The sequence below is a fragment of the Neolewinella persica DSM 23188 genome, assembly GCF_000373105.1.
Classification (GTDB): domain Bacteria; phylum Bacteroidota; class Bacteroidia; order Chitinophagales; family Saprospiraceae; genus Neolewinella; species Neolewinella persica.
The window spans coordinates 170,653-195,614 of record NZ_KB890469.1; the positions used below are offsets into that span (position 1 = coordinate 170,653).

The 24,962-nt window shown below is 53.0% G+C and carries 19 protein-coding genes; 13 read left to right on the forward strand and 6 right to left on the reverse strand.

Features of this window, described 5'->3' with window-relative positions:
- Nucleotides 1-265 precede the first annotated feature (265 nt).
- The 6 genes from B036_RS0124380 to lpxB all read left to right on the forward strand — a co-directional run bounded on the left by B036_RS0124380 (nt 266) and on the right by lpxB (nt 6,836).
- Nucleotides 266-1,819, forward strand: a complete 1,554-nt coding sequence (locus B036_RS0124380) for a helicase HerA-like domain-containing protein (RefSeq protein ID WP_020571363.1) — start codon at nt 266-268, stop codon at nt 1,817-1,819.
- 287 nt (nt 1,820-2,106) lie between these two features.
- Nucleotides 2,107-2,595: a DUF4442 domain-containing protein gene (locus B036_RS0124385; protein WP_020571364.1), complete on the forward strand. Its 489-nt coding sequence runs from the start codon at nt 2,107-2,109 to the stop codon at nt 2,593-2,595.
- Between the two features lie 298 nt (nt 2,596-2,893).
- Nucleotides 2,894-3,214, forward strand: coding sequence for an ArsR/SmtB family transcription factor (locus B036_RS0124390; RefSeq protein WP_020571365.1), 321 nt, complete (start codon nt 2,894-2,896; stop codon nt 3,212-3,214).
- Nucleotides 3,215-3,385: 171 nt separating this feature from the next.
- The gene (locus tag B036_RS0124395) at nt 3,386-4,141 is read left to right on the forward strand and encodes a ZIP family metal transporter (RefSeq protein WP_020571366.1); all 756 of its coding nucleotides are present in this window, start codon (nt 3,386-3,388) and stop codon (nt 4,139-4,141) included.
- A 246-nt stretch (nt 4,142-4,387) separates the two neighbouring features.
- Complete coding sequence (locus B036_RS0124400; protein ID WP_020571367.1) at nt 4,388-5,299, forward strand: DMT family transporter; 912 nt, start codon at nt 4,388-4,390, stop codon at nt 5,297-5,299.
- 355 nt (nt 5,300-5,654) lie between these two features.
- Nucleotides 5,655-6,836 (forward strand): lipid-A-disaccharide synthase, encoded by a 1,182-nt coding sequence (gene lpxB / locus B036_RS0124405; protein WP_020571368.1) that lies wholly within the window; start codon nt 5,655-5,657, stop codon nt 6,834-6,836.
- Here lpxB and B036_RS34350 read toward each other — a convergent pair.
- The 4 genes from B036_RS34350 to B036_RS0124425 all read right to left on the reverse strand — a co-directional run bounded on the left by B036_RS34350 (nt 6,823) and on the right by B036_RS0124425 (nt 9,837).
- Nucleotides 6,823-7,269 (reverse strand): YqaE/Pmp3 family membrane protein, encoded by a 447-nt coding sequence (locus B036_RS34350; protein WP_020571369.1) that lies wholly within the window; start codon nt 7,267-7,269, stop codon nt 6,823-6,825. The genes lpxB and B036_RS34350 overlap by 14 nt on opposite strands.
- A gap of 128 nt (nt 7,270-7,397) precedes the next feature.
- Nucleotides 7,398-8,159, reverse strand: coding sequence for a creatininase family protein (locus B036_RS0124415; RefSeq protein ID WP_020571370.1), 762 nt, complete (start codon nt 8,157-8,159; stop codon nt 7,398-7,400).
- A gap of 108 nt (nt 8,160-8,267) precedes the next feature.
- The gene (locus tag B036_RS0124420) at nt 8,268-8,759 is read right to left on the reverse strand and encodes a hypothetical protein (protein WP_020571371.1); all 492 of its coding nucleotides are present in this window, start codon (nt 8,757-8,759) and stop codon (nt 8,268-8,270) included.
- A gap of 91 nt (nt 8,760-8,850) precedes the next feature.
- A complete protein-coding gene (locus B036_RS0124425) occupies nt 8,851-9,837 on the reverse strand; it encodes an aldo/keto reductase (RefSeq protein ID WP_020571372.1) in 987 nt (328 codons plus the stop codon).
- A 190-nt stretch (nt 9,838-10,027) separates the two neighbouring features.
- On the opposite strand from B036_RS0124425, the gene B036_RS0124430 reads away from it, so the two are divergent.
- Nucleotides 10,028-10,657: a DUF1684 domain-containing protein gene (locus tag B036_RS0124430; protein WP_020571373.1), complete on the forward strand. Its 630-nt coding sequence runs from the start codon at nt 10,028-10,030 to the stop codon at nt 10,655-10,657.
- Nucleotides 10,658-10,857: 200 nt separating this feature from the next.
- Here B036_RS0124430 and B036_RS30920 read toward each other — a convergent pair whose 3' ends face one another.
- Nucleotides 10,858-12,684, reverse strand: coding sequence for an ABC transporter ATP-binding protein (locus tag B036_RS30920; protein ID WP_020571374.1), 1,827 nt, complete (start codon nt 12,682-12,684; stop codon nt 10,858-10,860).
- A 102-nt stretch (nt 12,685-12,786) separates the two neighbouring features.
- Here B036_RS30920 and B036_RS0124440 point away from each other — a divergent pair, with 102 nt between their 5' ends.
- Complete coding sequence (locus tag B036_RS0124440) at nt 12,787-13,362, forward strand: aspartyl/asparaginyl beta-hydroxylase domain-containing protein (RefSeq protein WP_020571375.1); 576 nt, start codon at nt 12,787-12,789, stop codon at nt 13,360-13,362.
- Here the strand turns inward: B036_RS0124440 and purB are convergent.
- Entirely contained in the window at nt 13,359-14,699 is a 1,341-nt protein-coding gene (gene purB, locus B036_RS0124445) for an adenylosuccinate lyase (RefSeq protein ID WP_020571376.1), read from the reverse strand. The genes B036_RS0124440 and purB overlap by 4 nt on opposite strands.
- Before the next feature lie 443 nt (nt 14,700-15,142).
- Between purB and B036_RS0124450 the strand changes: the two genes are divergently transcribed.
- The 5 genes from B036_RS0124450 (at nt 15,143) to B036_RS30930 (ending at nt 24,957) form a co-directional block, all read left to right on the forward strand.
- A complete protein-coding gene (locus B036_RS0124450) occupies nt 15,143-17,077 on the forward strand; it encodes a sialate O-acetylesterase (protein WP_020571377.1) in 1,935 nt (644 codons plus the stop codon).
- A 238-nt stretch (nt 17,078-17,315) separates the two neighbouring features.
- Nucleotides 17,316-18,182, forward strand: coding sequence for a thioredoxin family protein (locus B036_RS32620; RefSeq protein ID WP_020571378.1), 867 nt, complete (start codon nt 17,316-17,318; stop codon nt 18,180-18,182).
- Nucleotides 18,183-18,373: 191 nt separating this feature from the next.
- Nucleotides 18,374-19,357 (forward strand): NAD(P)H-quinone oxidoreductase, encoded by a 984-nt coding sequence (locus tag B036_RS0124460; RefSeq protein ID WP_020571379.1) that lies wholly within the window; start codon nt 18,374-18,376, stop codon nt 19,355-19,357.
- A 218-nt stretch (nt 19,358-19,575) separates the two neighbouring features.
- Complete coding sequence (locus B036_RS0124465) at nt 19,576-23,436, forward strand: two-component regulator propeller domain-containing protein (protein WP_169435097.1); 3,861 nt, start codon at nt 19,576-19,578, stop codon at nt 23,434-23,436.
- Between the two features lie 108 nt (nt 23,437-23,544).
- Nucleotides 23,545-24,957 (forward strand): sulfatase, encoded by a 1,413-nt coding sequence (locus B036_RS30930; protein ID WP_044103731.1) that lies wholly within the window; start codon nt 23,545-23,547, stop codon nt 24,955-24,957.
- Nucleotides 24,958-24,962: the final 5 nt, after the last annotated feature.

Sequence of the window (24,962 nt, forward strand, 5' to 3'; positions counted from 1 at the left end):
CGCCCCTGCAACCCCTGCAACCAGAGCGCAGCGCCCCTGCACCCCCTGCAACCGGAGCGCAGCGCCCCTGCAACCCCTGCAACCAGAGCGCAGCGACCCTGCACCCACTGCAACCAAAGCGCAGCGACCCTGCACCCCCTGCAACCAGAGCGCAGCGACCCTGCAACCCCTGCAACCAGAGCACAGCGCCCCTGAAACTTGGAGCGTAGCGACTACCTTGCAACTTTCGTACCTTGTCGCCCAACAAGAAAAGTAAAACTAAAAGATGTCCAACCAAGACCAATTTCGCCAAGTCATTGAAGAAGGCTACACCTTCCAAGGCCCTAGTTTTGTACTGGGCGGCGCCATGCTCGGAGAAGAAACCCTAACGGGCGCGCTGGTCCGCATTCCCCTGGGAACCCTGAACCGCCATGGATTGATTGCCGGTGCAACGGGTACCGGTAAAACCAAGACCCTCCAGATCATTGCCGAACAACTGAGTAAGGAGGGGGTCCCGAGTTTACTCATGGACATTAAGGGCGACCTTTCGGGGATCGCAATAGCTAGTGGCGGGCATCCCAAAATTGACGAACGTCACGCAGCCATCGGGATTCCCTTCGAGGCCAGCGGCAGCCCGGTGGAATTGCTCACCCTCAGCGAAGAACCTGGTGCCAGGCTGCGGGCAACGGTCGTTGAGTTCGGCCCGGTGCTGTTCTCCAAGATGCTGAATTTGAATGATACTCAATCTGGCATCGTAGCGGTGACTTTCCAATATGCTGAAGAAAATAAACTTCCGCTGCTGGACCTGAAGGACTTCCGGAAAATCCTGCAGTGGATTACCGGAGAAGGAAAGGAGGAAATAGAAGCAGATTACGGTCGTATCAGCACCGCAAGTACTGGCGCGATCATGCGTCGAATTGTCGAGCTGGAAACTCAGGGCGCCAAGGAATTCTTCGGGGAGACCAGTTTTGACGTCGACGACCTGACCCGCCTGGACGAACTTGGCCGGGGCATGGTCTCCATTCTCCGACTGACCGACGTTCAGGATCGGCCGAAGCTGTTCAGCACCTTCATGCTGCAACTGCTGGCTGAGGTATACGCTACCTTCCCGGAAGAAGGGGACCTCGACCGGCCAAAGCTGGTGATCTTTATCGATGAAGCCCACCTGGTTTTTGAGGAGGCTACGGATGCGCTGCTCGATCAGCTGGAATCCATCATCAAACTCATTCGTTCGAAAGGGGTTGGGCTGTTCTTCGTGACACAGAATCCCGCCGATATTCCGAGTGACATTCTCGGTCAGTTGGGCCTGAAAATCCAACACGCACTCCGGGCCTTCACGGCTAAAGACCGCAAGGCCATCAAACTGGCCAGCGAAAACTACCCGTTGACCGATTTCTACGATGTGGATACGGTACTGACTGAATTGGGTACGGGGGAAGCCCTGGTAACGGTTCTGGACCGGAAGGGCCGGCCTACTCCGTTGGCGCGCACGATGCTTCGAGCGCCAGAGAGCCGGATGGATATACTGACCAATTCTGAGATTAAAGACATCGTTCAGCGCAGCCCACTCGTTCGGAAATATAACCAGGAGATTGACCGGGAAAGCGCCTACGAGATCCTGGAAAAGAAGATGGAGGCTGCCGCTAAAGCAGAGCACAAAGCTGAAATGGAGGAGCAAAAGGCGAAAGCCAGGAAAACCTCCACCCGCTCCCGGAGTAAGGAGAAATCAATTTTCGAACAAGTCATGAGCAATACCACTACGCGGCAGATTGGTCGTACGGTGGCGCGGGAGTTTACCCGGGGATTGTTGGGCGTGTTGGGGATTAAGACGCGGCGGTAGAGAATGAGAGAATCATGGAATGAGAGAATAGCTGCCGCACAGAAGAGCTCACTTCGCTCGTTTGGGCAGGCTGCATTCTATCCTCAATTATTCTCCCATTCTCTTTCAGGCGCGGTCGCAGGTACAAGGAACGGTAGAGGAGCAAGGATACGGCCTGCCTTAACGAGCGTAGCGAGCTCTCCCTTGCGGCAACTATTCAATCCTTCAATAACTCACTTATTCTCTTATTTCGTTTGGATCAGGAGATACTCACGAGAAACAGTCCAATAGCCCCAATAGTCCAAAAAATGCCCAATCTAATAGCCTCCGCCCTGGCCCGCATCGAAAAGCTGCCCAAAAGCCTGCAAAACCGGGCACTGAACTTCGCCCTTAGCCGCGCCGTACCATTTGTGGGGACGGCAAAAGTACACTACGAAAAGGTGAGTGAACGGGAATGGATCGCCTATGTACCTAATAAGAAGGGCGTCCAGAACCACATGAAGCAGGTACACGCAGGCGCGATGATCACCCTGGCAGAATCTGTGGCCGTAACGATGATGGGGATGAACCTACCGGCAGAGCGTTTGCCGCTGGTGAAAAGCCTGGAAGCTAAGTTTGTCCGGCGGTCCTCCGGCCGCATCCGGGCTGTCGCCCGGCTGACCGAAGAGCAGTTGCACCGGATTAAGACGGAGCCGAAGGGTGAGGTGGTCATCGAGGTCGATATCCGGGATGAAACGGGGGAGGTTCCGGTCGTCATCACTGTGGTGCCGGCCTGGACTACGCGGAAGAAGAAATGATCAGGTTTCAGGGACCAGTATTCAGCGGTCAGGACTAAGCATTCATGGACCAGAATTCAGTTTTCAGGATTCAGTCGTCAGGGGGCTGAACTCAGGTTTTACTGGATAGGCTGCCGATAAGAAATTCAAGTGTTGGGACCTGAAAGCAAAACCCTGAAGGCAGCATACTGGTATCTGAAAACTGGCTAATGAATCCTGAATCCTGAAAACTAAATACTGAATCCTGGCTACTGAATCCTAAGCCCTGAAAACTAATATCCCCAGCAACTTGTATCTTAGGGCAAGTAATCAACCACCAATGGAACAAGTGAAGCCTACCGCCCTCAACGAGCAAGAAGCCGAAAAACTGGAACGCATCGCTTTCATCCTTAAAACGGTGGCCCACCCGCTCCGCCTCGGAATTGTGCATTTACTGGAGCAGCATCCCCGCTTGAACGTCACGGATATTTGCGAAGCCCTCGGTTACGAACAATCTCTGGTCAGCCACCACCTACAAAATATGAAGCTAAAAGGTATCCTTTCCGTAAAACGGGATGGCCGCTCCATGATGTACTCGCTGAAAGAACGCGACGTAAGCCTGATCATCGAATGTCTCGAGAATTGTCAGTGCAATATGTAGTAAGTGATGTTTGATTGTTAATTCCTGATAGCCGGCCCCGAACGCTGACTCCTGAGCCCTGAACACTGCTCCCTGAACGCTGAACCCTGAACCCTGCTTCCTATTTCCTGAACACTTTGGGATAAAATGCGACATCGTCGCATTAACTTTGCAGCCGCTAGACTCCCTACTATGGCCCTGTGGCAATATCTATTACTTTTCGGCAGTGTTCTTCTCGGCGGCGGTCTTGCCCAAGCCCTGCGTGGACGTGAAGACCGGATGCGGAAAGATTATCTTCCGCTATTACTTTCCTTCAGTGGCGCCTACCTGCTGGGCATTGCGGCAATGGAAATGATGCCAACGGTTTTTCGCGAAACGACCTACCATACCGGGGTGTGGCTTTTGGGCGGATTTTTTGTTCAGCTGTTGCTGGAAGGCTTGAGCCAGGGAGTGGAACATGGCCACGTACACGCACACAAACAGGTTGGGTATCGTTATGGGCTCACTGTAATGGTCGGCCTCGGGTTGCATGCCCTGCTGGAAGGCCTGCCGCTGGGGACCATTGCTGAAACGGTGACGGAATTAGCGGGGCATGATCACGGTAATCTTGATGGGAACCACCTCTTGATTGGTATTGTTCTGCATAAAATTCCTGCGGCATTTGCCCTTGGTTTACTGCTCCGCTATTCTGGCTATTCCAAAAAATTCATGTGGGGATGTCTGCTGGTCTTCGCCGGCCTATCACCCCTGGGAGCAGCGCTCGGTGAAATCGTCAGTATTAACCCCATTTGGAGAAACCGCGTTTTGGCGCTGGTAATTGGAAGTTTCCTCCACATCTCTACCACCATTCTTTTTGAAGCAGATGGCGGCCGCGAGCACGGAATATCCGCCAAGAAGTTTGGCGTGGTAGTGCTGGGGATGCTGATAGCTTACTTTACGGCGCACTAAAAAGACGGAGCTTTTTCTTAGACGGGCTTCGCCCTCGGTAGTGTGTAGACGCTTCGCTTGTAGAAGGTAGGCTAACGCACGTGGCTGCTCGCTTCGCTCGATGTGTACGAGTTTTCTTCTTAGTGTAGTACTTAATGTGCTTAATGACCTTAATGGTAAAAAAGCCCCGCAATCGTAGAACCCTCCATATCCGACCACAGACCACCGCATAATAATAGCACCTTTGTCAAGACAACAACCCCAGTCATGGCAACACCTCCGGCTATCTCCGACCGGGACCGTAAAATTGGTCTCTTCCTAACCCTGGCGGGTGCGGTGCTCTTTTCCTGCAAGGCCATTGTAATTAAGTTGTCTTATCAGGATTACGAAGTAGAAAGTATTGTGCTTTTGGGCCTACGTATGGCTTTCTCACTCCCCTTTTTTCTGGGCATCGGATATTATAAACGGGCCCGTACGGGCGAACAGCAGGCTATGGAAGCCAAAGATGTTCTGCTGATCATGACTATTGGAATAATGGGGTATTACCTGGCCAGTTATACGGATTTTCTGGGGCTGCAATACCTCAGCGCGGGAATGGAACGGTTGGTTTTGTTCATCTACCCGACCCTGGTGCTACTGATTCAGTGGTTGGCCTTCGGGACGAGGATCAAGAAAGTCCAGTGGGCGGCTACTGCGATTTGTTATGCTGGCATCGCATTGGCCTTCAGCGGGTCAGATTTTTACATCGGAAATCAATTTTCACTGGGAGCAGGCCTGGTCTTTTTGAGTGCCTTGTTATACAGTTTTTACGTGATTGGCAGTGGCCGGCTCACCCCAAAACTTGGTAGTGTCAGATTTACCAGCGTAGCGTTGATCGCGGCAAGTGTGGCGGTTCTCTTCCATGTCTTCGCCGCAGGAAACACCCTGCTTGGCTTGCCCTGGGGCTTATATGGTTACGGGCTTCTGCTGGCCATTTTCTGTACCGTTATTCCTGGTTACATGGTCACGGAGGGCATCCGTCGGATCGGCGCCAGTAACGCTGCTATCCTGGGGGCGATCGGGCCGGTTGCGACCATTGTTCTCGAATATTTTGTATTGGGGGAATACCTGAATCTGGTGCAGGGGCTGGGGGCCTTGCTGGTCATTGTGGGGGTGGTGTTGATTGGGAGGAGTAAGTAGTCTTGTAGTTTGGGGGTCTTGTAGTCTGCGCTAGGTGCTCGCTCCGCTCGTGGAGCTTCGCCATCATCGAAAGGCTATGCTATATAATCTGGTAATGACAGCGCATAATGCTTTTGGTGGGTCAGCTCGCAGAGCTTGGTCGCACAGGTCTGGGTTTTAACCCAGATAGGGCAGCCAAATACCTTTATGCCAGAATACAACTATGTTGAGCAGTTAGGTGGAATACGGTTTGCCTTGTAGTACTTCTGGGCGGGACAAAGGAATTATCTTCGCCATGATATTCTCACGAACGATAGCGAGTATCCCCTGCGGTAGCGACTACAATGCTACCAGACCACCAGACCACAAGACTATTATGAAATACTACCTAATCGCCGGCGAACCTTCAGGAGACCTCCACGGCTCCTACCTGATTCGTGCGATCCGCGCCGAAGACCCTGCTGCGGAGTTTCGGGTTTGGGGAGGAGACCTGATGGCTGCGGCTGGGGCGGAGTTGGTGATGCACTATCGGGAACTGGCGTTTATGGGGGTGGTGGAAGTGATCCGGAATTTACCGACCATCCTGAAGAACCAGCGGAAATGCCAGGAAGACATCGCGGCTTACGCGCCGGACCGGCTCATCCTGATCGACTATTCTGGCTTCAATCTCCGAATTGCGAAATGGGCGCGGCCTGAAGGACTGGACATCAGCTATTACATCAGCCCGCAGGTGTGGGCGTCCAGGTCTGGAAGGGTAAAACAGATCAGGGCCAATGTGGATCGTATGCTGGTCATCCTGCCTTTCGAGGAGGCCTGGTATGCGGAGCGTGGGGTCAATGTTTCCTTTGTGGGGCACCCCTTGCTGGACGTCGTCCGGGAAGCAGAGGAGAAAGGGATAAAGGCGCAAGGGAATAAAGGGGCGCGGCCGCAGGATGCAAAGAAAGTTGAAGTGCAGGCGAACTACCAGACTACTGAACTACTAGACTATCAGACTATAATCGCCCTCCTCCCCGGTTCCCGCAAACAAGAAATTACCGTAGGCCTGCCGTTAATGTTGGCTGCTGCCGCCCGTCACCCCGAGCACCATTACGCGATCGCCGGAGCACCGGCGCAGGATCTTGCTTTCTACGAACGGATCATTGCATCCTGCGCGCCGCCGCCCAACCTGAGTGTAGTCATGAACGATACCTATGGCTTGCTTCAAAGGGCCGATACTGCCGTAGTGACCAGCGGAACTGCGACTCTGGAGACCGCCCTCTTCGGCGTGCCCCAGGTGGTGGTTTACAAAGGCAACTGGCTGGCCTATCGCATCGCCAAATGGATGGTCGGTGACCGCATCAAATACATCAGCCTCGTCAACCTGGTGATGGATGCCCCCGTCGTCCCTGAACTGATTCAGGCCGATTTTAACCCGGATAACCTGGCGGAGCACCTGCAAAAAATAATTGCCGGCCCCGTACGGGACCAGCAATTAAAAGATCTTCAGCGCTTGCGTAAGCAGCTGGGATCTGGTGGTGCAGCAACGCGTGCTGCGCGGGCGATCGTTACTTCTTCTTAGCGTTACCCGTTACTACCAGAAGGGCGTAGATGACGCCTGGAAGAAAGAACAATAAGGTTAGCAGCAGGCTGATCCAGAATTTTGTCCCGATTTCTTCGGTATACAGGAATACGGCGAGTGGTGGAAGCAAAATGGCCAGGATGACCAACAAAATAGTAGTGTCATCCGCAGCGCGGGTGCCATTTTTTACCTCTTGCTTGTATTGCTTGACGGCTTCCTTCATTTCCTGCTTCTGAGCTTTCTTGAAGGCGCGGCGGTCAGCCGGCGTCATAGCAGCTAGTTTAGCTTTATAAGCTTCAGCGGCTTCTTTGGCAGCTGTTTCGGATGAGTTGGAAGTTGCAGGGGGCGAAGCCGGAGCCACAATGATGGCGTGGGCGGGAGCACTGATGAAAAACATCAGGGCAAGGAATAGAGTAAAAGTACGTAATTGCATAAGCCAGATTTTGAATTAAGAGTGAGAGCAATAGTGCATAGAAGGGGACTTTAGGTCCACATCTTACGTGGTGAACCTCAGCTGAAGAACCAAGGTTCGGACTGGCAAGGTAACTTTTTTACTTTTCGTTATTCGTAGAAATTATCCTTTTCAATCTTTGACAGGTCAATGAATAATTGAGCAAATTTTTCCGTCACGTCCCGAAAGAATCTTTCGCCCTTTTCGGCGGTGGCTTTTCGGGGGTCGCCCGTCCCCGTGCTCTCCGTAATCTGTGACCAGGGGCGTTCCCGCCAAACCCAACCTTCCTTGAACGCCTTGATGCGGGGTTGCCGTTCTGCGCCGTCGCCAGCCTCTTGTAAAGGTAATACAAGGTCTGGCCGGAGGTGGAGTACCAGACTGGTTTCCACTTCATCGGCGTGGTCTCCGCCTTCTTCCACGTAATCGTCGCGGTCCAGTGCCTTGAACCAATTGGTTTCCACCAGCAACATTTCGGGGAACTCCACCCCGAGTTGCCGCAACATCGTCCGGAAGTTGTTGCCTCCGTGGCTGTTGAATACCACTAGTTTCTTTATTCCCTGCCGGTCCAGCACCGTAATCAAATCCCGAAGAATATGGAGCTGCGTACTGGGCATCAGGTTCATGTCAAGCCTGATGTCGTGCTGTCCGGTATTAACGCCGAAAGGGATACAGGGCAGCACGATCACTTTTGCACCCGCTTCCCAGGCAATGCGGGCGGCTTCGGCAGAGATGGCCTCACCTTCGATGATGTCCGTAGCGTAAGGCAGGTGGTAGTTATGGGCTTCTGTCGCTGCCCAGGGAAGGACGGCAACCTCGTAATCGGTGGATTTTACGGCTTTCCAGTTGGTTTCTGCCAGGACGTAGGGGCGCATGGGATGATGGTTTATTACGTAAGTGCGTAATATACACGTCAATCACAAACCCATTAGACATTGAGAGTGAACTAGTAGGTTGATTCAGAAGTCCCCTGAATCAATCCACTAGGCCGAAAGCAAATCCGGTTCGAAACCTTTCTCCCAACCCATGTACATGTAAAGGTGCTCACCAAAGTCAGGGGTTTCCCCGCGTAGAATAGCGGAACGCCAGGTTCGGGCGAAATAGATTCGGGAGGGCAGGTGCCAGAAGCTCCGGCAGTTTTTCAGGAATTTGAGTACGATCTTCTTTTCTCCCCGTTGCAGCAGTCGGTGTGCGAGCAGCATATTAGGGCCAAAAGAACCCATTATTAGGGAGCCCGGAATTTTGCTGGCTTTAATCAGCTCCATCTTCGCAGTGGGAACATCATTATTGTCCAAAGCCATAAGGCCGAAGTAAATATGACGCATGTGCAGGGCGAACGTATAAAACTGGCCACGACCAAACCTGGCCGAAGCGTCTTCCCATACGGTAAGAATGCCATCGAGGGCCGCAAGCTTTTTGTGCTTATAGGCTTTATAAGCTAATAAAGGGTACTCATTTAATTCTGTGCTAGGCATTGGTAGGTATTTATTTGACGCTAACCTATGGCCTGCGTTCAAATCCACCTAGTCCCTTCGACAAATTCAAGCAAATAGTCGATGAGGTGATTTACCACAACTGATGCACCCCCGCCTTCACCATCTCCTCATAAATGGCATTCATTCCATCAATCTGCTCCTGCGTCAGTGGCGGCATTTCCGGAGCGGAAATATTGGACGCCAGGTGCTCAATCTTCGATGCGCCGGGGATGATGCAGCTTACTTCGGGGAACCGAAGAATCCACTGTAGCGCCCGGGGTGCCAGATTTTTCTCTCCGGGGAAGAGTTGTTTCATGCGTTCCATGGCTTTGAGCCCGAGGGTGTAGTCCACCCCGCTAAAGGTTTCCCCTTTGTCGAATCCAGCACCGTCGCGGTTAAAGTGGCGGTGGTCTTCTTTGCCGAAAGTGGAATCTGTATTGAATTTCCCCGTCAGCAGGCCGGAGGCCAGCGGTACCCGGACGATGATGCCGACGTTGCGCTCCCGCGCCTCGGCGAAGAACAATTCCGATGGTCGTTGGCGAAAGACGTTGAAGATGATCTGTACCGTGGTCACGTTATCGTACTGCATGCCCTTCAGGGCCTCCTCTACTTTTTCAACGCTTACTCCGAGGTGCTGGATCTTGCCTTCTTCCTTTAATCGTTCGAACAGACCAAAAATTTCCGGGCGGTAGTAAACCTCCATTGGCGGGCAGTGTAGCTGGATCAGGTCGAGGGTCTCCAGCCCCGTCCGGCGCAGGCTGTCCTCCACGTACCCACGCAGCGCTTTTTCAGTATACCCTTCGTTAAGGTGTGGCGTTATTTGACGGCCACACTTGGAGGCAACGTAGATCCGCTCAGAGCGGGAACGGACCACCCGGCCTACCGCCTCCTCACTAAGGCCGGCAGAGTATACATCCGCCGTGTCGATAAAATTGACGCCGGCATCAATGGCAGCGTGGAGAATTCCCTCTGCCACCTGGTTACTGAACGGGTCTCCCCATTTGCCTCCCACCTGCCAGGTGCCAAGGGAGATTTCAGAAACGGAGAAATTGGTTTTGCCAAGGGGACGGAAATTCATGAAGTTGTTTTAACGGTGTAAAATAGATGGAAGCCATTTTCCAAACCAACCACTGGGCTTACTGGTTGAAAGACCCTGCTGCTTTTATTCTGTGATTGCACCCGCGGCCGCGCCAAAGGACAGTCAGCGAGTCGAATGGCCAGGCAGTCAGATAGTCAAGCCCTCCGTATCTTGCCGAAAATCTAAACCTATGCGACTTCTGCTTGGCTTTTGTCTTGTCTTAGTTTTTACTGCTTGCAACACCGCTAAAACGACCGCGCGCGCCTCCGAAAATGACGCCGCTACCCACCAGGCGGAACTAAATGCTACCTACCTCGATGCTAACCGCTCGATACTGCCGCCCGAAAAACTGGCGAAGCTGCAAAAACTTGGTGGACTTCCATTTTACAGCATCGATCCTGCTTACCGCGTTACCGCAAAGCTTGAGCGCTTCGAAGCACCTGAAGTGATCAAGATGCAGACCAGCTCTACCCGATTGGCCGAATATGCAATCTATGCCCTGGCCACCTTCGAATTGAACGGGAAAGCCGTTTCCATCCCGTTATACAGAAGCCTGCGGATAGACATTGCTCCGAAGTATCGAAACCTGCTATTCCTGCCCTTTAAAGACCATACTTCCGGAAAGACAACCTACGGTGGCGGCCGCTACCTCGATCTTTCCATTCCGGACGGCGACGAGTTGGTGATCGACTTTAACAAGGCCTACCATCCGTACTGTGCGTATACCACGGGCTATTCCTGTCCGGTCGTTCCGGAGGACAATTACCTCGATATGGCGGTCGAAGCGGGGATTAAAATGGTGGATTTAGAAGAACAATAGTAGTCACAGAGTCGGAGAACAGCTGCCGCACTGGGATGATCGCTTCGCTCGTGTTTTATGCTGGTCGGGCAGGGGCAAGCCCCGCCCGCACCAGCGTCAAGTTTGGCAGCCGCGTTCGCGCAGCGAACACGGGATGATTCTGCGCTAGCCAGTAGGGGCGGGGCTTGCCCCGCCCCGCTGGCGAAAATTTAGCTGGGAAATCACTCCACCTCCTCCAGTAGCTGACTATCATACAATTCAGTATAAAGACCATCCTGCCCAAGCAACTCGGCGTGGCTGCCGCTTTCCACGATCCGGCCCTTGTCGAGAACGACGATGCGGTCCACACTCCTCAGCGTTGACAGCCGGTGGGCGATGATGATGCCTGTTCGGCTGGCGTCGGATAAGGCGGCATCAATGGCCTGTTGGATTTCCTTCTCTGCCTTATTGTCCAGCGAGCTGGTTGCCTCATCGAAGATCACAATGGGAGAGGCACTTGCCTCCAGAATGGCCCGGGCAATAGCAACGCGTTGCCGTTGCCCTCCGGAGAGTTTAATGCCCCGTTCCCCTACGGCTGTTTCGTACCCTTCGGGCGTTTCCAGAATGAAATCGTGGGCCTGCGCCTTGCGAGCGGCGGCTTCGATTTCTTCCTGGGTGGCAGTTGGCTTACCGTAGGCAATGTTTTCGCGCAAACTCCGATGGAAAAGGCTGGGGTCCTGAGGCACCAGTGAAATTTTTGCCCGGAGGTAAGCCTGGCGGAGCTCCCGGATATCCGTCCCGTCGATCAGGATGGCGCCTTCATCAACGTCCATGTGCCGTTGGAGTAAGGTGATGAGGGTAGACTTGCCCGAACCACTTGGCCCAACGATGCCCACTTTCTCTCCCGCGCGAATGCGGAAATTGAAGTTGGAGAATACGTCGGAGCCATCGGGGTAATTAAAGGAGACGTCCTGGAAGTTCACTTCGCCGTCTGAAATGCCGTCGGGAATGGCCTTAGGTGCGTCGTTGATGTCGGGGGCTGTCCGGATGTGTTCCATGAACTTGTTGGCATCGGCGTAGGCCTGGGTCATAGCGTTAATCATCCGGGAGAAATTCCAAACCTCCTGGGAGATGTTGTTGGAATAATAGAGGATAAGCACGATGGTACCTGCGCTGATTTCACCCCGCATCCAGGAGCGGGCACCGATGAGCAGAACGCCGACATCAAGGATGACGAGTAGAATGCCCTGCAGACCGTTTCGCCACCGACTCCAGTATTTGTTGCGGTGTCGTGCCCGGTGAAGTACCTCATGACGTTCTTTGTAATGGCCCTTTTCGCGGGTCTCCGCCCCAAAGGTCTTTATGGTCATTGCGTTGCTCAGGTTGTCGGCGAGCAGGCCAGTCATGCCGGAGTTGAGCTCGGCAACTTTGCGCTCGAGCACAAATTTCTTGCGCGATACCAGCACTACGACAACGAGGTACACCAAAAACCATACAATGATGCCCAGCGCACCGATTGGGAAAATAAACGCGAGTGCGCCGAGGCTACCGAAGAACACGATCACCCACCAAAAAAAGGTAAAGGTGCCGTGGTCCATGAAGACGTCAAAAGCACTCCGCATTTGGCGATGGTCGTTCAGCAGCGAACCGGCAAAATTGTTGACGAAGAATTTACGACCATGCTTGAGGTAATCTCCGAACATGCCGATCTCGATGCGCTGGATGGTGCCCAGACGAAAGTGATCGAAGAACCAGTCGCCAGCCCGAAAGGCCCCAATACGGAGCGCATAAAGGAATCCTGCAATGGTGATGTAACCGAGTAGGACGGCATACTGAGCTTGCCGCGCAGCGGCATCCAACCCGTTAATGTCCGTCGTCATCCCGTCAATGATTTTCTGGTAGTAGATTGGTACGAGGATATTGATGGCCACGATACCGATAGCGTAGCATATGTAGATGCCCACAAAATACCAACGGTAGGGCCTGGCCGCAGCGGCCCAGTAACCTAGGATTTGGCGGAAACTTTGATACACCGCTGTGGCGGAGGGGCGGGTTGTTGATTGTTTCATGGCTTGGTCGTGAGTGGGGAGCCGTTAACAATCCACAACGTTGAAAAATTCCCGAAATCTAATATTATTTTTTATCCTGTGCTAAAACCTTCTTGTACCCCTATGATTCCCGACCGCGTAAAACTTAGCCTTTTTTTTGATACTGCTTTACTCCAGGCAGACCTGCTACATCTTGAGCGACTTGGTATCGGCTGGACGGATCACTTCGTTACCAGAAATTACGCAGGCTCATGGTCCATCCTTCCCCTGCGGGCCAACCGTGGGGCCGTCCATCCAATTCAGCAAATTTACTCTGACCCTGCTTCAAAAGACTATGTCGATACACCCATACTTGAACACAGTCCTTACCTGAAGGAAGTATTAGCGGGATTTCATTCCACCCTTTACGCTGCCCGGTTGATGCGGCTGGGAACAGGCGCTTTGATCAAAGAACATCGGGACCACGATCTGGACGTTGAAGGCGGCTGTGTCCGGCTGCACATTCCGATTCTAACCAACCCCAAAGTCCACTTTATGCTGAACGGTCAAAGGGTGGTTATGGAAGCAGGAGAATGCTGGTACCTCCGGTTATCCGATCCGCACAGTGTATGGAATGATGGGCCAGACCGTATCCACCTGGTGGTCGATATGTTGGCAAACGATTGGGTGAAGGAGCAACTCCTGATAAAGGTGGCCTAGAACCGGCCCACATAAGTCTCCGGCCGAATCAATTTCAACTCCGCCTTGATGGCGTCACTGACGTTGAGCCCGTCAATAAATTCGTGGAGGATTCCTTCGTTGAAGTGCGTCCGCCCGCGGGTCAGTTCCTTCAGGGCTTCATAGGGCTTGGGGTAGCCTTCCCGGCGAAGGACGTTCTGGATAGCTTCGGCGCAGACGATCCAGTTGGCTTCCAGGTCGGCAGCCAGCTTCTCCTGATTCAGGACCAACTTGCTGAAGCCTTTGTCGATGGCTTTAACCGCCAACAACACGTGGGCCATGGGCAAGCCGACGTTGCGGAGAACGGTGCTGTCCGTCAGGTCGCGCTGCAGGCGACTGATGGGAAGCTTGTCTGCCAGGTGAGTGAACAGCGCCCGGGCGATGCCGAGGTTGCCCTCCGCGTTCTCGAAGTCGATGGGGTTGACTTTGTGCGGCATGGCCGAACTGCCAATTTCGCCGGCGATGGTTTTCTGGCGGAAGTACTCCATGGAGATGTACTGCCAAATGTCGCGGCACATGTCGATCAGGATGGTGCTGATGCGGTTGAGGGCGTGAAAGATGGCCCCGAGGTTGTCGTAGTGCTCAATCTGCGTAGTTGGATAAGAACGCTTAAGGCCGAGGCTTTTACTGACGAACTGGTCGGCAAAAGCATGCCAATCGTAATCCGGGAAGGTCACGTAGTGGGCGTTCATATTACCGGTGGCACCGCCGAATTTGGCGGGGATGGGTACTTCCTGTAGCTGGCGCAGCTGCTCGCGCAGCCGGTGTGTCCAAACGCTGAATTCCTTGCCCAGCAGGGTAGGGGAAGCGGGTTGGCCGTGGGTCTTGGCCAGCATTGGCACCTCTGCCCAGGCCATGGCGTGGCGGTCAACCATGCTGACGAGGCCTTCCAGTGCGGGACAAATGACCTCTTCCAGCGCATCTTTGATGGTAAGGGGAATGGCCGTGTTGTTGATGTCCTGGCTGGTGAGGCCGAAGTGGACGAACTCCAGTACGTCTTCCATCCCAGCTTCGGTCATGCGCGCCTTGACAAAATATTCTACGGCTTTGACGTCGTGGTTGGTGGTCCGTTCCGTAGTCTTGATTTCCTCCGCATCGGCATCCGAAAAGTTGTGGACCATCTGATTGAGATCGTCCATTTGTGCAACGGAAAAATGCTGTAATTGGGGCAAGCCAAGTTGGTGAAGCGCCTGAATATACCGTACTTCAACGAGGACGCGGTACCGGATCAGGGCGAATTCACTGAAGTATTCCTGTAGTTCCTTGGTTTTGCCGGCGTAGCGGCCGTCAATGGGGCCAATGGCACGAAGTGCGGACATGTAGATGGGTTGAAAAATGAAAGAGGACCTGGAGGATAGTCACGGTGATTGACAGGCCAGCTGAGGTTAATGGACCACAAAAGTAATAAGCGCAGGGCAATCATAAGATCGCTCGTCGGCCGAGGCGACTGCGTGGCAGCCTGACTCGTCCGCCGGGAGATCGGAACCACCCGCTAAATTGAGTCTCTGCTCGTCGGACGAGTCAGGTCGTTTCTCCCCCCTCGACCGACAAGCGGAGCCTTAGTCTTTTCAGGCGAGGACGCAGGTGCAGGGAACCGGATTAAAGAAGCAATCAAAGTGGCCACAGACGGTTCTATAACCACAACCTTGCTCCATCCACCTCCCTTTGCACCTGCGGCCGCGCCTAAAGCGTATTTCAAACCGTTTCGTAATCCTTCTTATCACTATTTTTCGCATATTCACCTTCCTTAAAAGCCAAATCCATGCGTACCTCCCTGTTTGTCCTGTCCTTCCTCCTTTTATCCTTCTCCCCTACATTGGCTCAGGACCTCCAACTGTTCGAGTCATTTACCAATAATGCCGTACTGCAACGCAACGTTGATCATCCGGTTTGGGGGTGGACAAAGCCCGGCCGGACGGTGAAGGTGCTGTTTGGTGAACAAAAACTATCGGTCAAAGCAGACAACCAGGGCCGCTGGAGGGTTTCGCTGCCACCAATGGGCGCGGGTGGCCCGCACCGACTTTCGGTTCTCTCCGGGAGGGAGTCTATCCTGCTGACCGACATTTATTTTGGTGATGTTTACCTGCTCTCCGGACAGTCAAATATGGAGTGGAAGCTGACGCAGTCGGACCCCGACGGCAGCCGCGCCAAAGCCATTGCCGACCCCATGATCCGGGAGCTCAAGGTTAAACGGACCTACGACAGTACGCCGCGTCAGCACCTGGACGTAAACGGCGGATGGATAACCGGTAATGCTGAAGGCATCAGCCAATTCAGTGGTGTCGGCAGCTATTTTGCGCACTACGTGCGCAAAGAAGTGGATGTCCCCATTGGCCTTTTACATTCCAGTTGGGGCGGAAGCAGAATCGAACCCTGGATGAGCCCCGAGGCATTGGGCATGGATGCGAACGCTGCCCTTGCTAAGAATAAGGAAATGGTAAAGGAGGCCGGCCTCCCCGCCCGCAAGCGTTTTGCGGTAGATTTCCCTGGTCGCGATATTCCTACCTCGGACGACGGAGAAGACAGCGGCTGGCTCACGCCCGGCTATAACGATAATGGCTGGCCAACCAGAGAGATGCCCGGCCATTGGGAGGGTAAAGGTTATCGGAATGTTGACGGTGTTTTCTACTTCCGTAAGAAATTTACGCTGACGGCGGCCCAGGCAGCCGGTAAGGCGACCCTGCACCTCGGCCCGATTGACGATGGAGACTGGACGCACGTTAACGGAAAATTTGTAGGCAGTAATCCGTCTGCGTATTCTAAAGACCGGGTCTACGAGGTCGAACCAGGGGTGTTAAAGGCTGGAGAAAACCTGCTGGCCGTTCGGGTTGTCGATACCGGTGGCGAAGGTGGGTTCACCGGACCAGCCGATAAAATGAAGCTAGTGACGGCCGGAGGGACTGTCGCGCTGGATGGCGATTATAAATTCAATATTGGAAAATTCACCGTAGCTGCCGGCAGTTACAATCAGGTGCCGGTCGTGCTGTATAATGCTATGATCGCTCCGTTGGAAGGTTACCCGCTAACCGGGGTCCTTTGGTACCAGGGAGAAAGTAACGCCGGTGAAGGGGACGCCGAAAAGTACGCCAACCTGATGCGTGGCCTCGTCAACCAGTGGCGCGGCTTCTTCAAGAATGCCAAACTGCCTTTTTATTGGGTACAATTGGCAAATTTCCGTGAAGCGGTCAGTTCCGCCGATGAGCCGGGCTGGGCTGTACTTCGCCAGAGCCAAACAGCCGCCACTGATCTGCCGATGACCGGACAGGCCATCATCACCGATATTGGGGAAGCGGACGATATTCACCCCAAGAATAAGTGGGAGGTCGGTCGCAGACTTTCCCTTCACGCCCTGAAAGACATTTACGGTAAGAAAGTGGTGGCGGATAGCCCTTCGCTCAAAAAGGTCCACAAAATTGAAGGCATGACCGTGCTGGAGTTTGAAAACATCGGCGGCGGACTGATGACCAAATCCAAAGACCGCTACGGCTACGCCAAGGGTTTCACCGTTAAGGACAAGGCTGGTAAATGGCATTTTGCGCAGGCGCTGCTCGATCCGGCGGACAACATGGTGGCGATCGTTAATCCGGCGGGAACGGGTATCACCATGGTTCGGTACAACTGGGCGAATAACCCCGATGGGAATTTGTTTTCTAAGGAGGGGTTGCCGGTGGATGGGTTTGAGGCTTCGGTGGAGTAGGAGCCAGGGACGGCCTGCCCCCGCCCATACGGGCAAGGTGGCCCGCCTTTCGCTAATCGAGAAAAGAGTGCCTTCAGGAGGTCAATACGGACTGGGTAAGCCCCGTCCATAGATGGTGCTTCGTTGATATGGGCTTGCACCTAAGAACTAGCTGGCCATCATCACCGGTAGTAAAGTCTTTTCAGTTTTCGCTGTAACCATTTTCCTGATTCGAAGTAATCAAAGAAAATAGCCACTGATGAAACTACTCCTACTGTTTACGTTCACGTTGCTTACCAGCACGTTAGCCTACACCCAAGACCTGAAAGTAATCGACCAAAATTACGATGAAGCATTAAACCTTGCTGCTAAAGAAGGGAAACTTGTTTTCGTTGACTTCTACACAACCTGGTGTGGTCCGTGCAAAAAGCTGGATAAGTTGATTTTTCAAAATGACTCCATCAGAAAAGAGATGGCCAGGGATTTTGTATTGCTTAAATACGATGCCGAAAATGATAGCTTATACCATCTTTCAAAAAAGCACCACGTAAGCAGTTACCCGACCGGTCTGATACTTAATGCAAGAGGCCGTGTTGTAATTAGGAAGTATGGCTTTCCGGGTGATGGTTTCAAAGCGCTGTCACAAAATGTATCAGCATTTTTGGAGGAAGGATTTAAATTAAACAAGGCCAATAAAATACTGCCAGGATACGCTGAGAAAATTGATGTTACCCAGTATCCCAAGTTTTACATCGACTACGTCAATCGGACCAATACCAAGATTGACCCCGTAGAGTTTGCTGAATACTGGAAGGTTGATCAGGATGTATTCTCCGAGGGGTACTTTTCGACATTATTGTATTTTTCCAGCGAGGAAATTCCTGATGCTGTAGCTGACGTTCTCCTGGAAAATAAGGAGAAGTATTCAGCGCTGTTTAGCACGAATAATGTGAACATAGCCTTGATGTTTTTGACTTTTAAGAAATTCCAATCAGCCATTTCGAATGACAGTCAGGCTGATTTTACCAAGGCAAAAGAATATGCTGGAAAAGCATTGTCGGAAGATTTTGCGGCGCAAACTATATCAAGGTATGAAGCGGAGTTTAACGAATCAGGTAAAGAGTAAAAAGGCACAGCTGGTCTGTAACTATTGGAAGCAACTGGCAATGCAGGGAGTCCGAAAACGGTAGTTGCCTGAAGAACCCGGCCGATTGGCGGCGGGGGATGCACGAAACTTCTATTTTTGGCAGACCATTAGCTTCTGGTTGCTGCTGCTTAGCTTCTGGTTTCTAGCCGCTAATTTCCTAACTTCGCCCCATGAAAGCCATCACCGTAACCTCCCCCGGCGACGCCAACCAACTCCAGATCACCGAAGTGCCAGATCCGGTAGCCGGAACAGGGCAAGTTCTCGTCTACGTAGCCGCCACGGCGCTGAACCGCGCCGATATCCTGCAACGGGAAGGGAAGTACCCACCTCCGCCCGGAGTGACGGACATTCTGGGCCTGGAAATGGCCGGTACGGTGATTGAAGTGGGAGAGGGCGTAGAAGGCTTTGAAGTTGGCGATAACGTATGTTCGTTATTACCCGGTGGCGGTTACGCCCAACTGGTGGCCGTAGATGCCGCCATGCTGCTGAAGCTGCCGGAAAACCTGTCTTTTACTAAGGCTGCAGCCATCCCCGAGGCTTTCCTGACCGCCTTTCAGGCTTTACACCTGATCGCTAAAATACAACCTGGGGAAACCGTCCTGATCCACGCTGGCGCGAGTGGGGTAGGGACTGCCGCCATCCAACTGGTTAAACTTGCCGGCGCTCATCCGATCGCTACCGCCAGTGGCATGAAGCATCAGCCGCTGCTCGACCTGGGCGCGGAGCGTTGTATCGATTACCGGACCGAAGACTTTGCTGAAGCTGCCCTTAACCAAACCAATGGCAACGGTGTCAACGTAATTCTTGACTTTATTGGCGGGCCGTACCTGGAAAAGAACCTCACGGCCTTGGCTATGGAAGGGCGGATGGTCAGCCTCGCCGCCCTGGGCGGCGCACGGGTGGAGGGCATCAGCCTGGCCCCCATTTTACGCAAGCGGCTACAGTTGACGGGGACGACCCTGCGCTCCCGGTCCAAAGCGTACAAACACCAACTGGTAGCGGAGTTTCGCGAGCGTATCTGGCCAGCTTTTGCCGACCGATCCATTCGTGCGGTCGTCGATACCATTTACGATTGGGAAGGCGTGGCTGATGCCCATAAATACATGGAGGCAAACGCCAATGTGGGGAAGATTGTATTGACAATTGGGGAGTAGCGGCGCTACGCCTTTGCTCCGAAAAGCCATTCTTCGCACCTGCGCCCGCGCCTTCTTAGTCGATAATAAAGTAGTCTGAAGTCAAATAACTAGGAAATATTACCGACTATTTGCTTACCGATTATTTGACTAATAAACCCCTACCTTGTCCTTTGCCCTACACGTTAACCTTCGGGGCGAGAAGTCATATGCCAGGTCATTCCCTCAGATTCATACTATTGGTTTCCCTATTCCTGTCGCTGCCCAGTGGGGTAGTAAGTGCCCAGGCCCAGTATCGGTTCGATCAGATGACGGCCGAACAGGGTTTTCAACAAAGCATTGCCTTCCACCTTGCGCAGGATACAGTCGGTAATCTCTGGGTAACTACTGAAGAAGGTGTACTTCGTTTCAACTCCAGCGAAACGTACAATTATAGTCCGGGAATCGGCTTGCCCGCAGGTTTTGGGGAAAGTATTAGGACGGTCCACGTCGGCCCATCCGGATCCGTTTGGATCGGCGGAGAACGGGGTGTGGCGCGCTATATTGCTACCATTGACGAGTTCGAATTATTGCCTGCCGGACAGGCTGGCCCCCGACTGGTGAAAGATCTGGTAGAGACGCCCAAAGGCGACCTTTGGATTGCTGGTTTTAATGGCTTGTGGCGTTATGACCCGAAGACGGACGAGACAACCCGGATGGCCAACCTGCGCAACCTGGAGACTTTATTGCTCGAAAATAATACCCTGCTGTTTGGTGTGTCCGATGGCCTTTACTTTCTAAACCTGCTGACCGGAGAGTGGGCCAAAACAAAGCTGGAGATCACGGCTACTGCCATTGCTAAAGCTGACGGCGGCTACTTAATAGGAGGACAAAAAGGCCAGCTCTTTCTACTGTCGGAAGATTTCAAAACGTTTATCCAACTCGACGAGTATGGAGCCTTGCCCATACGCGCGATGGAACGAAGCGGTGACGGCGATTGGTTCGTAGCGACCGATGGTGCCGGTATTCATGTATATGACTCCGCCTTCCAGAAGAAGAATAATTATCGTAGTGATGTGGACAACCTCCGGTCCTTGTCCAGCGACGGAGTTTATGACTTGCTTACTGATCGCGAAGGCATTTTGTGGGTCGCAACCTACGGGGGCGGGGTGAATAAACTTGATCCTTACGGTAATGTTTTTCGTCACCTTACGCACGTCCCGAATACGGAACAAAGCCTGGCGCATCCATTTACTAGAGCAGTTCTGGAGGACGGAGAAGGACGTATCTGGTTCGGAACGAAGGATGGAATTAGCATTTGGGATCGGAGCACTGGGCGATGGAGTCATTTGCTGCAGGAAGTTCCTGACCGCTCCCGGCAAATTGTTACGTCCCTGACCGAGCAGGGGGAGAACGTTTGGGCTACCACTTTCCAGGGAGGTCTCTTCCGGATTCGTAAACGGGATTTTCAAGTAGCGGCAGTCCCTTTTGCCAATGCGGAAGACGAGCGACAGGGACGCATTTTTACTTCGGCGCTCGACGAGGACGGTTATCTATGGATAGGAGGGGTAAACATGGACGTTTACCAGATTGGGTCAACGGGCACGGTGAACTCCTTCCCTGTACAACAAGTGAAGGTAATCAGCGCTGTGCCAGGTGGAGGGGTGTTGGTGGGTAGTAAGTTGGCGCTGAACCAGATAAAAGCAACGAAGGGCGGGGCCGCAGGTGCAAAAATTAATTCTTTAGAAGCATTGGACGTCTACAGAAAAACTAAAGACTTCTCTTCCATCAATGCTATTCTCCCCCTTGCCAATGGTATTATTTACCTAGGCACCAGTGGGGCGGGCTTACTTCGGTATGACGTGGCAACCCAACAGATTACTTCTCTCACCGTCGAAGACGGTCTGCCTGTTAACGTAGTACAAAGCCTATTATCTGACGCTAAGGGGCATATCTGGGCGGGGACTTCCCGGGGTCTGGCCCGGGTAGAGATGTCCGAATCCGATACCCTGGTCAGGGTTTTTACAAAGGCGGAAGGGCTACTCAGTACGGAGTTCAACTACGGCAGTGCGGTGCGGCTGCGGGACGGTGAGATGTTGTTCGGCGGCTTGGAAGGGGTGAGCATGTTTAACCCCGCCTCGGTGAAGACTGCCGGCACCACACCTACAGTAGTTTTAGAAGACCTATTTCTCTTTAATGAACGCCAGGCTCCCGGCTCCGGCGCCTTACCCGCACACATTAATACACTGGATCGGTTGGACCTGACCTACTCTCAAAATGCCCTGACCTTTCATTTTGCCGGGATCGCGCACGCTTCCTCCGGTAGGGTTCGGTACCGTTGGCAACTGCGAGGGTTGGATGATCGCTGGAGTAAACCCTCTACGCTGAATCAAATTAATTTTACCAACTTGAAGCCTGGCAGCTATGTCTTTCGGGTAGAAGCCGCTACCCGTCCAGGAGACTGGGGGCCAACTAAAGAGTTGCTGATTGGTATTGCACAACCCTGGTGGAAAACCTGGTGGGCCCGCCTGGTTTACCTTTTATTGGCGGTGGTTGCGGCGTATGCGGCCTTTAGAGTTTCTCGGGCCCTGATTCGGCGGCGCAACGCCGAACGGCAGATTGATTTCTTCAACAACATTACCCACGAACTTAAAACACCGCTGGCCATTCTGCTGGCTTCACTGGAAGATGTTACGGAAACGACCGACCAAGTAGGGACAGAGACGAATCGAAAAATTCGGGCCACAATCAAACGCCTGAACTCCCTCTTTGAGCAGCTTTTGAACTTCCATAAGGCTTCGTCTTCGGGGAAGTCCCGGCATGTGGTGGTTTTTACTCCCGGTGACCGTGCACGTGAGCTTACGACGCGTTTCGGCCCATTACTAATGGAACGCGAACTTACTCTGTCGGTAAATGATACCTACGCCCCGCCCCGCTTGCACTACGACCAGGACATCTTTGACAAAATTGTCTTCAACCTGGTATCTAATGCCGTCAAATACTCCCGGCCAGGTGGCAGTATTACCGTCGAATTGGGGGCTGCCCCGGAGGGGCAGTTGGAACTGAAGGTCTCTGACACGGGTATCGGCATCCCTGCCGATCAACAGAAATACATCCTCAGGGAATACTATCGTGCCCGTAATGCGATTAACAGCCAGCTGCCGGGGACCGGACTGGGCTTGATGATGGTGAAAAGCATGGTGGAGAAAGAAGGGGGAAGCATTCGTTTTAGCAGTAAAGAAAATCAGGGAACGACTTTCTACGTGATGATGGAGGACCGTAAGGCAGATTATAAACCAGCTATTACCGACAAATCAGTTGTTCCCCTGAAAGTGGAAATAGCAGAAGAAACAGCTGAGTTGAAATCGGCTCATATTTTGCTGGTGGAAGACAATGATGAACTGCGCGCTCAACTTAGTAAACGGCTGAGTAAATTCTTTAAAGTGACCACCGCCGCCAATGGCAAAGAAGGCCTGGAAAAGGCGGCCGAAATTTTCCCGGACCTGATCCTCACGGATCTGATAATGCCAGAAATGGACGGAATGGAAATGAGCCGTGCAATCCAGGCAGATATTCAACTCAATCATATTCCCATTTATTTACTCACCGTGTTGCATAACTCAGCGCAGAAAGTGGAGAGCATTGCCGCCGGGGTGACCGAGTATTTGGAAAAACCCGTCAACTTTGACCTGCTGTTAGCTAAGATCACCAACACCCTTTCCTGGCGTAAGCGGATGCGGGAGCGCTACGCTGCGCAGGATGAGGCTGATCGGGCTGATCAACACCGGTCTGACCGGGAGTCGGAGTTTATTGGTAGCCTGGAGGAGTTTATGCTGTCCAATATCGCTAATGACTCGCTTTCGGTCCAGGACCTCTGCCGGCATGTAGGCATGAGCCGTACTTCTTTGTACATGAAGATGAAGAATCTGATTGACCTGTCACCACAGGATTTCATCATTCATACCCGCCTCAAAGCGTCCCGGCGAATGCTGGCTGAAACGGACGAGACGGTGAAGGGGGTGGCTTACGAGTGTGGGTTCTCCAACCCAAAGTATTTCAGTACTTCGTTTAAGAAGAAGTATGGGATGTCTCCGGTGGCGTTCCGTAAGAGTTTGGTTTGAAGCGATAATCGGTTGCAGAACGAACCTTTTTAGATGATGGTAGGACTGGAGCGAATCCGGCAGCAGGTAAGTTTGTGATAACAACTTATCATCCACAGCCCTTTGTTTATGAGATATCTTTTGATCATTATACTGTTCAGCTCTTGCCGTTTATCATCCACCAATAATCCGCCGACACCTACTAACGTACTTTTCATCCTGGCGGATGATCTGGGAATCAACGCGCTGGGGTGCTACGGCAATGAATACGTGGAAACACCGAACATTGACCGGCTGTCCCGGGAGGGAATGCGCTTCAGCAACGGTTACAGCGCCGACCCTACCTGCGCCCCTTCCCGTGGTAGCATCATGACCGGTCAATACGTCCCCCGCCATGGAATTTACCGGGTAAGCGACCGTTACGAACAGGATTCGATTACCCTGGCTGCCATGCGATACCTGCCGCCTGCGAACCATCGTCCGGAGGGAAAAGGCGTCGGCCTGGATCCGACAGAGATCACCCTCGCCGAAGCCTTCAAAGCTGGTGGCTACGCCACCGCTGGCTTCGGAAAGTGGCACCTGGGCCAGGGAGCGTCGGCGATGGGAAGGCAGGGCTTCGACCAGGCGGTAGAGACGACCAAACACTACGGTTTTAAGGCAGAACCCGCCCAGACGGATATCCTCGTCAACGAGTACAATGCGGATTACACGACACGCAAGGGCATCGCTTTCATGAAAGAGATGAAGGCTGCGGGAAAGCCGTTTTTCCTTTATATGCCTTATTACCTGGTGCATAAGCCGCTAGAGCCCAAGCCAGGAATCCTTGCCTATTTCAAGAAGAAACACGGCGATAAATTGAGCATGGAAACCCTGCAGGTGCTGGCCATGATCAAAAGCCTCGATGAAAGCGTTGGCCAGCTGCTGGCTGCGCTCGAAGAGCTGGGCGTCGTAGAGAATACCCTGGTTGCTTTCGTATCAGACAATGGCCACTACAAAACGAACGACGCGATTTTCAACCGACCGTACCGGGGCAATAAAGGGGAAACCCTGGAGGGGGGAATCCGGGTTCCGTACATCTTTCGGATGCCGGGTCGGATTCCCGCAGCTACTAAAAATGCTGCGCCTATTCTGCACATCGATCTGTACCCAACACTACTTGACATGGCCGGCATCGACCGCCCAACGGAACAGGTACTGGACGGTGAAAGCCTGGTGCCCCTGCTGGAGGGCCAACGCGTAGACACCAAACGCGAAGCCCTCATCTGGCAGTATACCAACTACGCTGGATACAATGCAAAATGGGGGAACTTCCGGTCGAGCTGGGTCAACGTCATCCAGTCAGAAGGATACAAGCTTACGGAAGATGTGGAGACGGGAAAGTACACACTTTTCAATCTGAAAACGGACCCCTACGAAGAAAGAGAGATTGCAGCCAGTAATCCTGAAATCATTGCCCGACTCACCGCCCGGCTGGCCAGCTGGAAGCAACATACCGGGGCGGAAACACCCCGCAATAATTCAGAATATTCCGGTAAGGATTGAGCCGA

What these genes read in the sequence shown, in the direction of transcription:
- B036_RS0124430 (WP_020571373.1), top strand. Translation starts at nt 10,028, where the DNA reads ATGCGACTTCTGCTTGGCTTTTGTCTTGTCTTAGTTTTTACTGCTTGC.
- lpxB (WP_020571368.1), top strand. Translation starts at nt 5,655, where the DNA reads ATGAAATACTACCTAATCGCCGGCGAACCTTCAGGAGACCTCCACGGC.
- B036_RS0124380 (WP_020571363.1), top strand. Translation starts at nt 266, where the DNA reads ATGTCCAACCAAGACCAATTTCGCCAAGTCATTGAAGAAGGCTACACC.
- B036_RS0124450 (WP_020571377.1), top strand. Translation starts at nt 15,143, where the DNA reads ATGCGTACCTCCCTGTTTGTCCTGTCCTTCCTCCTTTTATCCTTCTCC.
- B036_RS34350 (WP_020571369.1), bottom strand. Translation starts at nt 7,269, where the DNA reads ATGCAATTACGTACTTTTACTCTATTCCTTGCCCTGATGTTTTTCATC.
- purB (WP_020571376.1), bottom strand. Translation starts at nt 14,699, where the DNA reads ATGTCCGCACTTCGTGCCATTGGCCCCATTGACGGCCGCTACGCCGGC.
- B036_RS0124400 (WP_020571367.1), top strand. Translation starts at nt 4,388, where the DNA reads ATGGCAACACCTCCGGCTATCTCCGACCGGGACCGTAAAATTGGTCTC.
- B036_RS0124460 (WP_020571379.1), top strand. Translation starts at nt 18,374, where the DNA reads ATGAAAGCCATCACCGTAACCTCCCCCGGCGACGCCAACCAACTCCAG.
- B036_RS0124420 (WP_020571371.1), bottom strand. Translation starts at nt 8,759, where the DNA reads ATGCCTAGCACAGAATTAAATGAGTACCCTTTATTAGCTTATAAAGCC.
- B036_RS0124415 (WP_020571370.1), bottom strand. Translation starts at nt 8,159, where the DNA reads ATGCGCCCCTACGTCCTGGCAGAAACCAACTGGAAAGCCGTAAAATCC.
- B036_RS32620 (WP_020571378.1), top strand. Translation starts at nt 17,316, where the DNA reads ATGAAACTACTCCTACTGTTTACGTTCACGTTGCTTACCAGCACGTTA.
- B036_RS30930 (WP_044103731.1), top strand. Translation starts at nt 23,545, where the DNA reads ATGAGATATCTTTTGATCATTATACTGTTCAGCTCTTGCCGTTTATCA.
- B036_RS0124440 (WP_020571375.1), top strand. Translation starts at nt 12,787, where the DNA reads ATGATTCCCGACCGCGTAAAACTTAGCCTTTTTTTTGATACTGCTTTA.
- B036_RS0124395 (WP_020571366.1), top strand. Translation starts at nt 3,386, where the DNA reads ATGGCCCTGTGGCAATATCTATTACTTTTCGGCAGTGTTCTTCTCGGC.
- B036_RS30920 (WP_020571374.1), bottom strand. Translation starts at nt 12,684, where the DNA reads ATGAAACAATCAACAACCCGCCCCTCCGCCACAGCGGTGTATCAAAGT.
- B036_RS0124390 (WP_020571365.1), top strand. Translation starts at nt 2,894, where the DNA reads ATGGAACAAGTGAAGCCTACCGCCCTCAACGAGCAAGAAGCCGAAAAA.
- B036_RS0124425 (WP_020571372.1), bottom strand. Translation starts at nt 9,837, where the DNA reads ATGAATTTCCGTCCCCTTGGCAAAACCAATTTCTCCGTTTCTGAAATC.
- B036_RS0124385 (WP_020571364.1), top strand. Translation starts at nt 2,107, where the DNA reads ATGCCCAATCTAATAGCCTCCGCCCTGGCCCGCATCGAAAAGCTGCCC.